The 12,891-nt window shown below is 37.3% G+C and carries 9 protein-coding genes, 3 tRNA genes and 1 pseudogene; 2 read left to right on the top strand and 11 right to left on the bottom strand.

The window, feature by feature from the left end:
• The 3 genes and pseudogenes from ACFING_RS06310 to ACFING_RS06300 form a co-directional block, all read right to left on the bottom strand.
• Positions 1-76: pseudogene (locus ACFING_RS06310) on the bottom strand (elongation factor Tu); the annotation flags it as partial.
• A gap of 181 nt (positions 77-257) precedes the next feature.
• Positions 258-331, bottom strand: a tRNA-Gly gene (locus ACFING_RS06305).
• Between the two features lie 31 nt (positions 332-362).
• Positions 363-446, bottom strand: a tRNA-Tyr gene (locus tag ACFING_RS06300).
• 205 nt (positions 447-651) lie between these two features.
• On the opposite strand from ACFING_RS06300, the gene ACFING_RS06295 reads away from it, so the two are divergent.
• The gene (locus ACFING_RS06295) at positions 652-1,482 is read left to right on the top strand and encodes a TrmH family RNA methyltransferase (protein ID WP_375620776.1); all 831 of its coding nucleotides are present in this window, start codon (positions 652-654) and stop codon (positions 1,480-1,482) included.
• On the opposite strand, the gene ACFING_RS06290 is transcribed toward ACFING_RS06295, so the two are convergent.
• From ACFING_RS06290 to ACFING_RS06265, 6 genes are all read right to left on the bottom strand, one after another.
• Entirely contained in the window at positions 1,479-2,210 is a 732-nt protein-coding gene (locus tag ACFING_RS06290; protein ID WP_375630205.1) for a rhomboid family intramembrane serine protease, read from the bottom strand. The genes ACFING_RS06295 and ACFING_RS06290 overlap by 4 nt on opposite strands.
• Positions 2,211-3,086: 876 nt before the next feature.
• On the bottom strand, positions 3,087-3,512 hold the full coding sequence (locus tag ACFING_RS06285) for a DUF2155 domain-containing protein (RefSeq protein ID WP_375620815.1): 426 nt from the start codon (positions 3,510-3,512) through the stop codon (positions 3,087-3,089).
• A gap of 89 nt (positions 3,513-3,601) precedes the next feature.
• A complete protein-coding gene (locus tag ACFING_RS06280) occupies positions 3,602-4,000 on the bottom strand; it encodes an NADH:ubiquinone oxidoreductase subunit NDUFA12 (protein WP_375630204.1) in 399 nt (132 codons plus the stop codon).
• A 181-nt stretch (positions 4,001-4,181) separates the two neighbouring features.
• On the bottom strand, positions 4,182-5,681 hold the full coding sequence (gene gatB / locus ACFING_RS06275) for an Asp-tRNA(Asn)/Glu-tRNA(Gln) amidotransferase subunit GatB (RefSeq protein ID WP_375620773.1): 1,500 nt from the start codon (positions 5,679-5,681) through the stop codon (positions 4,182-4,184).
• A gap of 130 nt (positions 5,682-5,811) precedes the next feature.
• Positions 5,812-7,239, bottom strand: a complete 1,428-nt coding sequence (gene tig, locus ACFING_RS06270) for a trigger factor (RefSeq protein ID WP_375630203.1) — start codon at positions 7,237-7,239, stop codon at positions 5,812-5,814.
• A 135-nt stretch (positions 7,240-7,374) separates the two neighbouring features.
• A tRNA-Leu gene (locus tag ACFING_RS06265) sits at positions 7,375-7,457 on the bottom strand.
• Positions 7,458-7,591: 134 nt separating this feature from the next.
• On the opposite strand from ACFING_RS06265, the gene trmFO reads away from it, so the two are divergent.
• A complete protein-coding gene (trmFO, locus tag ACFING_RS06260) occupies positions 7,592-9,007 on the top strand; it encodes a methylenetetrahydrofolate--tRNA-(uracil(54)-C(5))-methyltransferase (FADH(2)-oxidizing) TrmFO (RefSeq protein ID WP_375630202.1) in 1,416 nt (471 codons plus the stop codon).
• Between the two features lie 799 nt (positions 9,008-9,806).
• Here trmFO and ACFING_RS06255 read toward each other — a convergent pair.
• The gene (locus ACFING_RS06255) at positions 9,807-10,085 is read right to left on the bottom strand and encodes an HU family DNA-binding protein (protein ID WP_375611283.1); all 279 of its coding nucleotides are present in this window, start codon (positions 10,083-10,085) and stop codon (positions 9,807-9,809) included.
• 229 nt (positions 10,086-10,314) lie between these two features.
• Positions 10,315-12,741, bottom strand: coding sequence for an endopeptidase La (gene lon, locus ACFING_RS06250; protein WP_375630201.1), 2,427 nt, complete (start codon positions 12,739-12,741; stop codon positions 10,315-10,317).
• Positions 12,742-12,891: the final 150 nt, after the last annotated feature.

Here is a 12,891-nt window from a genome sequence, read left to right as displayed (position 1 = left end):
TCTTCCCATGATCAACGTGACCAATCGTACCAATATTAACATGCGGTTTTGTTCGTTCAAACTTGCTCTTCGCCATTGCTATTAATCTCTTGTTTTATTCCCTATTTTTATTAGCACCTAGGGACAATTCTGCAAAATTTAAGTCTGACCAGACTGTAAACAGCCCAATCACCACAACTCTTAGACGGAAAACCCCACCAAATCTATAAATGGAATATCCTCCATCATACCTATTTGCCCAATCACCAACAACCACTTGGAGCGGGTAGCGGGAATCGAACCCGCATATTCAGCTTGGAAGGCTGCTGCTCTACCATTGAGCTATACCCGCATGACCCACGTACTAACTCTCCTTCGATGAATGGTGGAGGGGGTTGGATTCGAACCAACGTAGCATACGCAACGGATTTACAGTCCGCCCCCTTTAACCACTCGGGCACCCCTCCATTACACCGATAAAGTCGCGCAATGAGACATCACGACAACCACCTTGAATACCCATTCAATTCAATCTGATTGCGAAGTGGTTATGACGATTACTATTGTATCTGTCAACAGAATAAATACAATTCTGTACAAATTTCCTGCTCATAATTTTAAATCATAGATTTTTTCTCTCTATTTTTCTTATTAACACGTTATAAAGAAGCTATGAAAGAAAAAACATCACAAAATTCTCATTATGCTCGTTTGCGTCGCCGATATCGCGATACAAAAGGCTCTCCTTCTCGATCTTTTACACACCCAAAGAAGAAAGCTGCTTCTTTACAGCAAGAGATCATCCATCTTTATGGCATTCATTCTGTTCAGGCTGCTTTAGAAAACCCAAAAAGAATTTTAAAATGTCTTTACGTTACACAAAATGCCTTAAAACGATTAAATATATCCGAATCAGATTATCCTTGCTCTGTTATATTATGCACCCCCAAATATCTTGATTCGCTTGTTGGAAGTGAGGCTGTTCATCAAGGTATTGTTTTGGAAACTCTCCCCCTCAAACCATGCAAACTGTCGGAACTAACCAATACTGATCTGGTCATTGTCATGGATCAAATTACCGATCCACATAATGTTGGCGCTATTATGCGCTCTGCAGTTGCATTGAAAGCTAAAGCACTTATTACAACTTGCCGTCACTCTCCCCACGAAAGCGGTGTTCTTGCGAAAGCGGCATCTGGAGCTCTGGAGATGATTCATTATATTACCGTACGAAACCTTGCTGAAGCTCTTCAAGAACTTCATCAAACAGGTTTTACAAGCTTTGGTCTCGATTCAGAAGGTGACCAACCTCTAGAAACAGCATTAACAGGGAATAAAATTGCTCTTGTTTTAGGAGCAGAAGGTAAAGGTTTACGTAAAAAAACACGCGAAACCGTTTGCGCTTTAACACGCCTTGACATGCCTGGAAATATTAAATCATTAAATGTTTCAAATGCAGCAACAATAGCTCTTTATGTGGCACATCAATATCTTAGATTCTAGTTTTTAATTTTTTGTGAAACATCAAAAAAACCAACCAACAAAAAACCCGCAAAAAACCCGCCAATATGAGCTTCCCATGCTATTGAGATGCCATTTTCTTCAAACAAAATAGAAGAAATACCTATGATCAAATCAGTCGTCAGCCATACACTCATATAAACAAGAACCCCCTTAGAACACAGAGCTTTTTTGACAGATAATAAAGGTCCTAAAAGTTTTTCGTTCTGCGCATTGACAGCTATATTACCACTAGGAAAACCGTAACGTGCAATAGCACCCATCATTCCAGATACGGCACCTGACGCCCCAATAAGTGATATGGTACTTTCTTGATGAAATGTAAAATAAGTTAAAACAGAAATAACTGCCGTTAACACCCAAAAAATTAAAAAACGTAAAACACCAAAATGCCTTGCTAAAGGAGAGCCGAAAACCAAAAGCCAAACCATATTAAGAGCAACATGTTTAAAACTACTATGCATAAATGAATAACTCACCATGGTATAACAAAATGCTACAGGATCCCTCTTAAACAATGCTGGTATAAATGAAAAAAGCTCAAGACTTTCAACATAAACATGATGAGAAAAAAAATACTGAGAAATGCAATAAAGACAAAAACAAAATGCTATCAAAACAACTATAATAAATGGAACATTCAATAAGGGTTCTTTAGGTTGTTTTGGCAATCGGGAAACATCATTATGTTGGTGACTAGAAACTTTCATTGTATAAAATCTCGTATTTTTTAGAAAATGGGTTATTCTTTTATACAAAATAAATATACCATTCCCAGTGATGCAGAATCTTTTCAACGCCTCTTCGAAGCCCCTTTTTAAATTTTCAATAGCTCTATATGAAAACACGTGTATTTTATACAAAAGATTTTAAAAAGCATGGATATCAAGAATATGATTTACAAACTTAGTGGTATCCTACTTACTTAAATGTGAAGTTACCATGCAATATACAAGAACTTACGAATAGACAAACTCACTTATGAGGTGGTGTATAATAAAAATATATAAACATTATTTTCTTACTAGAAATATATTGATTATTGCATTTTTTAACCAAGCTATACTTCGATTGATAAACTTTAAAGAATCTTAAATCTCAATTTTTCCATTAATATGGCCTGCATTGCTTCTATGCTTTGAACGAAAAACGACATCTCTATGAGAAAAATACCAATACAGTGTTCTCTAGATATAATAATTAGTGTTTCATGATGAATTACTTACTTGATAATCTGTTTCCCTCATACATGCAAAAGCGTCAGTTCACCTCTTTAACAAATATAAACAAGCCTTTCATTTCAACCTTTAACAGATATAATTCAAGAACTGTCTCTTATGAAACACTGAAAAAATATGTTGATTCTAATGATGCATCTTTGAATTTAAACAGTTCATGACGGAATTTTTTATTCCTTTTTTAGACAGTCTTATTGACACATCCGACACTTGTAACGCGCAAGAGAATAATTTGGATTATTCAATATAAAAAAAATTAAATGAGGTAATCATAGGAATTTGCTATTAAGTTGTAAAATGATAAAGGACCATTATAAATCAATGTATTATAAATAGATAACACACTAATTATTGAAGAGAACGATCTTGAGAATTCTGCTTGCAATCCTTTAACCACACATCATAAATAGGATGCTCAACAGCGTTCAAACCAGGACTATCTGCAAACATCCATCCTGTAAAAATACGCCGTATTTTTTTATCTAATGTTACTTCATTGACTTCAACAAAACCAGTTGTACGCGTGGGTTCATCTTTAGAGCTCGTATAACACGCACGTGGTGTTACCTGTAATGCGCCGTACTGATAAATTTTACCAAGAGTAACTTCAAAACGTGTGGTCCGTCCCGTGATTTTGTCAAGACCTGCAAAAACAGCAATTCCATTGCTAATACGCTCAGCCCGCACCCCATTATTTAAGGATAAAAACACTAAAATTTCCATAAAAAAAATATAAAAAAAATGCCTCGCCCCTAACAATAAAAAAAATCTCATCATATCAAAATCAATCGCACCTTAAAAAATAATTCTTTTCATAACATAGAGTCAAATAAGACAAAAATACACACGCACATTAAAACATGTTATTTTTTAGGTGACCACGCATCATAATCTTCATGCACACAAGAACGCTCTCCATTGGAGGTGATAGCTCCCTTTGGTCGATAGCCCTCACTTGTTCCTGTCATATTTGCAACATGAGGCTTTTCCCATTCATAAGGATGATAATCCTCTTGTGTTGGTGGACACTCACAGCGATGATGAATCCAGCCATGCCAACCTGGTGGAATAGTAGAGGCCTCAGAATAGCCTTTATAGATAACCCAACGGTGCGGATAACCATCCTTATGAAGTCCTCCTTCATAATATATATTTCCAAATTGATCTTCCCCTATCCGCTTACCTTTGCGCCATGTGAAAAAACGCGTACCAATGGTATTGCCATTCCACCATGTGAAGATTTGCTTAAAAAAACGAACCATCTGCTATTCCATTCATTTAGTGCGCTCATGAAATTAATCGTTGGAATAAAATTATTAACGATTGAAATTATCGAAAAAGTTACTAGTAAATTCAACTACAATTCCAATTGATAGGTTAACGTGCTATCCTTTAATTTCAAGAAGATATCATATGTATGGCTTCTTCTCCACCCCATAAAATTTAATCTATGCCAAGTTTCATCTTAACCAATTCATTAACAGCTTGGGGATTTGCCTTACCACCTGTTACTTTCATTACCTGTCCAACAAACCAACCAGCTAAAGCAGGTTTGTGCTTTGCTTGCGCAACTTTATCAGAATTATTGGCAACGATCTCATCAACAGCTCTTTCAATAGCCTTTGTATCCGTTACCTGCTTCATATTTCGTTCTTCTACAATTTGGCGTGCATCTCCCCCCTCATTCCAAATAATCTCAAAAAGATCTTTGGCAATTTTTCCAGAAATAACTCCTTCTTTTATAAGATCAATAATGCTTCCCAATTGATTTGGCGATACTGGTGACTCTTCAATCTCACGATTATCTTTATTTAAAGCCCCTAAAAGGTCGTTAATCACCCAATTGGCAACTATTTTTCCATCACGCCCACGTGCTACTTCTTCAAAATAATCAGCAATAGCCTTTTCTGTCACAAGAATGGAAGCATCATACACTGTCAATCCCATTTCCTTAACAAAACGTGCTTTTATAGCGTCAGGCAATTCTGGTAAGTCCGCTGCCAAAGCATCCACAAATGCTTGATCAAATTCTAATGGTAAAAGATCAGGATCAGGAAAATAACGATAGTCATGCGCTTCTTCCTTTGAGCGCATAGAGCGCGTTTCACCTTTAGCGGCATCAAAAAGCCGAGTCTCTTGATCTATGACGCCTCCATCTTCTAAAATTGCGATCTGACGACGCGCTTCATATTCAATTGCTTGACCAATAAAGCGAATAGAATTAACGTTTTTAATTTCACAGCGCGTTCCAAAACCTTCACCAGGACGACGAACAGATACATTGACATCTGCACGCATAGAACCTTCATCCATATTGCCATCGCAAGTGCCCAAATAACGAACAATCGTACGCAATTTTGTCATATAGGCTTTAGCTTCATCTGATGAGCGCATATCAGGCTTGGAAACAATTTCCATAAGAGCAACACCAGAACGATTAAGATCTACAAAAGACATCGTTGGATGTTGATCGTGCATCGATTTTCCAGCATCCTGTTCAAGGTGCAACCTCTCAATTCCCACTTCAATATCCTCAAATTGGCCATTTGAATCTGGACCAACAGATATAATAATCTTTCCCTCTCCTACAATGGGATAGCGAAATTGAGAAATCTGATACCCCTGCGGTAAATCTGGATAAAAATAGTTTTTGCGATCAAAAACAGATTTTAAATTAATATGCGCCTTTAATCCTAACCCCGTTCGAACCGCTTGACGAACACATTCTTGATTAAGAACAGGCAACATACCTGGCATGGCTGCATCAATAAGTGATACATGATTGTTCGGCTCTGCACCAAATTTGGTTGATGCTCCTGAAAAAAGTTTCGAATTTGATATGATTTGCGCATGAACTTCCATGCCAATGATGACTTCCCAATCACCTGTAACTCCAGAAATAAAACGCTTAGAATCAGGAGTACGCGTATCAATGATGCTCATTGCCAATCCACTACCAATATTTTAAAATTCACTCATGGCTTATCTAAAACCATTCTCTCAGTGCAATCCTAGGATATAAATCTTACAACACAAGCCCGATTTTATCGGGCTTGTGTTGTTTGCATAAATATTAAGCTTTTTTAGGAGCCTTTTTCTTAGCGGTTTTTTTCTCTGTAGACGTTTCTTTCACTGCAGACTTTTTCTTTGCCGGCTTTTCTTCAGGGACATCTAATTCGTCATATTCTTTCATCAACTCTTCAACCGTCACTTCTTTATCTGTGACTTTTATCTGTGCTAATAAATGATCAATGACCTTTTCTTCAAAAATCGGAGCACGTAGATTTTCAACAGCTTCCGGAGTCTTACGGAAAAAATCCATAATCTCTTTCTCTTGTCCTGGATATTGGCGAACCTGATCAAAAACTGCTGCTTTTAGCTCATCCTCACTAACTTTAACACCAACCTTCATTCCAATTTCAGAAAGCACCAAACCAAGACGAACACGACGCTGCGCAAGGACACGATATTCCTCACGTGCCTTTTCTTCTGTAATACCTTCATCTTCAAAACTGCGCCCAGCCTTTTTCAAATCATCATTAACCTGAGCCCATATATTGTTAAACTCAACCTCTAAAAGTTCTTCAGGAATCTCAAAATTATAATCAGCATCTAAAGCATCAAGAATTTGACGCTTAACTTTTTGACGTGTCACTGAACCATATTGGCTTTCAATCTGCCCACGAACGACCTCACGTAAGCGATCTAGAGACTCTAAACCAACTTTTTGCGCTGCTTCATCATCAATTTTTAATTCATCTGGTTTAAAGACAGCTTTGACAGTAATGTCAAACTCTGCTTCCCGTCCCGCCAAATGTGCCGCACTGTAATTATCAGGAAATTTAACAAAAATCGTTTTTACATCCCCAGCTTTCACACCAACCAATTGCTCTTCAAAACCAGGAATAAATTGTTTTGACCCAAGAATCAGTTGTGCATCACTATCTGCCCCACCTTCAAATGGAACGCCTTCAAGCTTACCTTGATAATCTATGGTAATGCGATCACCTTCTTCAGAATTCCCCTCTTTTAGAGAATAATTACGCGTAGAAGAAAGGACGCGATTGACTTGATCATCAATATCCTGTTCAGGAATAATTGCAATTTCACGGATAACCGTAATATGTTCAAAATCTTTAATGTCAATTTTTGGTAAAACTTCATACTTTAAACTAAAAGTAAAATCAGCTTTGCCATCTAGAATTTTTTCATCTTCATCTATATCAATTTTTGGCTGCATCGCTGCACGTTCATTGCGGTCCGCTAAAATAGAACGGGGTGCATCACTGAGTATCTCATTGAGAATCTCCGCCATAAAGGATTTACCATACATTTTTCGCAAATGCCCACTAGGCACTTTACCGGGACGAAAACCATTAAGCTTGATTTTTCCCTTGGTATCATCCAATCGTTCATTCAACTTTTCTTCTAAATCTTTCGCTGGAACCACGATCTTAATTTCGCGCTTCAGTCCTTCATTAAGCGTCTCGGTAACCTGCATTAAACACCTTCATTTTTCTAAGGAGAGGGATCAACCCACTCTAATAATCATTACATTCTAACACTTCGAGTGTTACATTTACCATGAAGCGGAATTTCAGACACGTAGAAATCCGTAGCACTTAAGGGATTGCTTTGGTGCGGATGGAGGGACTCGAACCCCCACGGTCTCCCGCCAGAACCTAAATCTGGTGCGTCTACCAATTTCGCCACATCCGCTCAAACTTACAAGCTAATAACCTTATACAAGCGGCGTTTCTATACCATTAATTACAGAAAAAAAGCAAACAAATATATTAAAAAAAACAAAATCTATGCTTTTCATACATAACTGCTTACGCTAAAAGTCAATTATGTTAAAGACATTTGATATCCCAATTCATATCATCGGTGGCGGTCTTGCGGGGTGTGAAGCAAGCTGGCAAATCGCTCAGTCAGGAATTTCTGTTGTTTTGCATGAAATGCGACCCGAAAAAAAATCAGATGCCCATAAAACCGATAAATTGGCAGAACTGGTTTGTTCAAATTCGTTTCGTTGCGATGATTCATTAACAAATGCCGTAGGGCTTTTACATGCTGAAATGCGATTAGCAAAATCGTTAATTATGAAAGCTGCTGATACCAACAAAGTTCCCGCAGGTAGTGCTCTTGCTGTTGACCGTGATGGATTTTCAAAAACCGTTACGACAGCACTTGAAAACCACCCTCTTATAACAATCAAACGTGAAGAAGTTCAAGAAATTCCTAAAGCTTGGAAACATGTTGTCATTGCAACAGGCCCCCTTACATCGCCTGCACTTGCTCAAAAATTACAAGCAATAACCGGTATAAAAGCTCTTTCTTTTTTTGATGCAATTGCACCTATTATCCATACCGACAGTATTGATATCAACATTTGTTGGTATCAGTCTCGCTATGATAAAATTGGTCCTGAGGGAACAGGAAAAGACTATCTTAATTGTCCCCTCAACAAAGAACAATATGAAACATTCGTTGAAACGTTAAAAAATGCTGAAAAAACAGAGTTTCGTGACTTTGAAAAAACGCCCTATTTTGATGGATGCCTCCCCATTGAAATTATGGCTGAGCGCGGACTTGAAACGTTAAGACATGGTCCTATGAAACCTATGGGCTTAACTAATGCCCATAACCCTACAGTTAAACCCTATGCTGTCGTTCAATTACGCCAAGATAATAAACTTGGAACGCTTTATAATATGGTCGGCTTTCAGACAAAATTGAAATATGGTGAACAAATTCGCATTTTTAGAATGATTCCCGGTCTTGAAAAAGCAGAGTTTGCGCGTCTTGGTGGTCTTCACCGCAATACCTACCTCAACTCGCCAATTATTCTTGATCAAACCCTTCGTTTAAAACAAAAAAAACAACTACGCTTTGCAGGGCAAATTACCGGATGTGAAGGTTATGTAGAATCAGCGGCAATAGGGCTTCTTGCTGGACGTTTTGCTGCTGCCGAATATCATCATATTTCCCCTTGCCTACCCCCACAAACTACAGCATTCGGAGCCCTTTTGAATCATATTACAGGGGGACACATCATAGATGAAAAAGCAGAAACACAATCTTTTCAGCCAATGAATATCAATTTCGGACTCTTTCCGCCTATTGCTTCTTCTATTAAACATTCAGGAAAACGCTTACCAAGTAAAGAAAAAAAATTAGTAAAAAAACAAGCTATAACAGCGAGAGCTCTCAATGATTGTACTCAGTGGTTAGCAAATAAAGAATCAAAGAGCTCCTGTTTATAAAAAACACACGATTCGCCTCTCTCCTACTGAATAGATCTTTATGACTCTCGTGAAAAAATCATTCTAAAGCCTTTTAAAGACTGTCTCCCCCAATCAATAAATACTACCCTACGTTTCATCATTTATTCAATTATGTAGATGCTGTAAAATAACTTTTGGCTATAAAAAAACTTTACCGCTATCAATAATTTAATATGATTTAATGACTAAAAACAAAATAATTATATAAATATATTATGAATAATCAAAATAAATAAATGGAAAATACATCTGAATATCAAAAGATTTTTTTATTTCAGGATCTTATAATAAATCAATAAAATTATCCTCTTGGTGCGTCACAAGAAAGGTTGGCGTATAAGAGTAAAAGAATAAAACTATCCCTTATGCACTCGTCTCAGATATCTGGGGCTAGTCGCAACATTATAGGAACTGAGAAAATAGATAGCACGGTGGCACCAACATGCACTTTTATTAAGCGTAAATGGTGATATATAATAACTTTTATGGACTTTACAGAGTTTTCCGCCTCATGTTATTTACGGATCTTGTTTTGAAATAAATACCGTAACACTTCAGCGTAATAAAAGTTAATAATTACATTTTATAAGCCATACCCGCGCTCAATTAAAACAGTGCAATATTTCATTGAAAATGACTAAAAACAATATATTTCCAGCAATACATGAAAATAAAAATATCGCAAGGATCTCAAAGTTTTATGTGAAAAACAAGCATAACACATGTGTTAAAAAAACCCGCTTATAAATAAATCGGGTTTTTTTTAATGTAGCTTAAATTATTTTTTATTAACTGCTTCTTTAAGGCTTTTTCCTGCAGAAAATTTGGGTACAGAACGTGCTGGAATATCGATTTCAGCACCAGTTGAAGGATTACGCCCCTTTGTTGCAGCACGATGAGAAACTTCAAAAGTGCCAAAACCTGGAAGACGAACATCCCCCCCTGAAGCCAAAGCTTCTGTTACAGAAGCCATAAAAGCATCAACAACAGCACCAGCTTGCGCTTTCGAAACACCTGCCTTTTCAGCAACGGAGCTAACGAATTCACTTTTATTCATAAAATATTTCCTTTCCCTATATTACCTGAACATGACTTAATCATGTTATTGGTCAGTTTATTGAAAAGTACAGCAAACAGAAGTCTTATTTTTATCCAAAACATTGTTTTTTTAGCAATAATCACAGTTATTCACGGAATTTTTCACTTTTTCCAACAAAAAACAGAATAATAACCTCAACAACACCTTCTACCACCTAAAAAATGCCGTTATAAATGAGATAAGTGAATCAGTGCGCAATCTGTATTCCTTCACTATCACTGCTCTCTGACCGGATTGGCACAGCCCCTGCAGAGGGTTCTTTCCATTCAATAGTGTCTGGAAAACGAACCAAAGCGTGTTTCAAAACTTCACTCACATGATTTACCGGAATAATTTCCATATTATTTTTGACATCATCAGGAATATCAACCAAATCTTTTGCATTTTCTTCAGGAATAAGTACTTTTTTTATCCCTCCTCGAAGAGCTGCTAAGAGTTTTTCTTTTAATCCACCAATGGGTAAAACGCGTCCACGTAAAGTAATTTCACCAGTCATTGCAATATCTTTATGCACAGCTACTCCTGTAAGGACCGAAACAATTGCTGTCACCATTGCAATCCCAGCCGATGGGCCATCTTTTGGTGTCGCACCCTCTGGAACATGAACATGGATATCGCGTTTTTCAAAAAGTGGAGGTTCAATACCAAAATCAACAGCACGAGAACGTACATAAGATGCTGCCGCTGAAATGGACTCTTTCATAATATCACGTAAATTTCCAGTTACAGTCATCTTCCCTTTGCCGGGCATCATAACTCCTTCAATGGTCAATAACTCTCCACCGACTTCTGTCCACGCAAGACCTGTTACAACACCAACTTGATTTTCTCCTTCAATCTGATTGTAATGATAACGTTTAACACCCAAGAAATCATGAATATTACTTTCTGTAACTTTTACAGATTTTTGATGTGTTTTGAGAATTTTTGTAACGGATTTGCGGGAAATTTTCATGAGTTCACGTTCAAGGTTACGAACGCCTGCCTCACGTGTATAAAACTGAATAATTGACCTTAGTGCTCCATCAGAAATACTGAGTTCTTTTTTAGACAAACAGTGATCTTTTAGTGCCTTTGGTAAAAGATGCTGTTTAACAATTTCCATTTTCTCACATTCAGTATAACCAGCGATACGAATAATTTCCATACGATCCATTAACGGACCTGGAATATTAAGCGTATTGGCAGTTGTGATAAACATGACATCAGAAAGATCATATTCAACTTCCAAATAGTGATCAATGAATGTACCATTTTGTTCAGGATCAAGAACTTCTAATAAAGCGGATGAAGGATCGCCACGAAAATCTTGGCCCATTTTATCAATTTCATCAAGCAAGAAAAGCGGATTAGATTTTTTTGCTTTTTTCATAGACTGGATAATTTTTCCAGGCATCGAGCCAATATATGTTCGGCGATGTCCACGAATTTCTGCTTCATCTCGGACACCTCCCAATGAGATACGAACATACTCACGTCCCGTTGCCTTTGCAATAGAGCGCGCTAATGATGTTTTCCCTACACCTGGAGGACCTAACAAACAAATAATGGGACCTTTTATCTTTGACGCGCGACTTTGTACGGCCAAATATTCAATAATTCGCTCCTTAACTTTTTCAAGACCAAAATGTTCATTATTCATGACCTTTTCAGCAAAATCTAAATTGTTTTTAATCTTAGATTTTTTACCCCAAGGCATTGCTAATAACCAATCAAGATAGTTACGTACAACTGTCGCTTCTGCAGACATCGGAGACATATTCCGTAATTTCCTCAATTCTGCTCCAGCTTTTTCCTGCGCTTCCTTGGATAGTTTTGTATTCTTGATACGCTCTTCTAATTCAGAGAGTTCATCTCGGCTATCATCACCTGCTCCTAACTCTTTTTGAATAGCCTTCATCTGCTCATTGAGATAATATTCTCGTTGGTTTTTTTCCATTTGCCTTTTAACATGCGAACGAATACGTTTTTCAACCTGCAAAACAGAAATTTCTCCTTCCATGAAGGACAAAACACGTTCAAGACGGGCCCGCACAGGTAAGAGCTCTAATATTTCCTGTTTTTCTGCAAGTTTAATCATCAAATGAGAAGCAATCGTATCGGCAAGCTTAGAAGGATTATCAAGCTGGCCAATCGCATTCACAACTTCAGGAGAGATTTTTTTATTAAGCTTTACATAGTTTTCAAAATAAGTAATCACTGACCTTGAAAGAGCTTCAATCTCAACATCACTCTCTCTAGGTTCTTCTGTAACAGTTGCAAAAGCCTGATGATAACCTTCACTTAAAGCAAATTGACTAATTTTTGCACGTGCAGTTCCTTCAACCAAAACCTTTACAGTACCATCAGGAAGCTTTAAAAGTTGAAGAATATTAGCAAATGTACCAATATGATAAATATCCTCTGATTTTGGATCGTCATCAGAAGCATTTTTTTGTGTCACCAATAGTATTTGCTTATCAACCGCCATCGTTTCTTCAAGAGCACGAATTGATTTTTCGCGGCCCACAAAAAGTGGAACAATCATATGGGGGAAGACAACAATATCACGAAGAGGTAAAACAGCATAAACCCCATCTCTTACTTCATCTGTCTTTTCATCAATATATTGCATAACTCTCCTTTCTGGAGCCTATGAGCTATCTACAACAATCAGCCCACCTTTAGAAAACCTCAGCTCTTCACTGTACATGAAGTGGTAATTACTCATAGATAAATCAAGCATTATAATGATATTATTAGAAACACCCATCAAATACCATTC

This window comes from Bartonella sp. AP150HLJHH, from assembly GCF_042196385.1.
Taxonomy (GTDB): domain Bacteria; phylum Pseudomonadota; class Alphaproteobacteria; order Rhizobiales; family Rhizobiaceae; genus Bartonella.
Note: the sequence above shows the minus strand (reverse complement) of the source record. Positions and strands in the feature narration are given on the sequence as shown.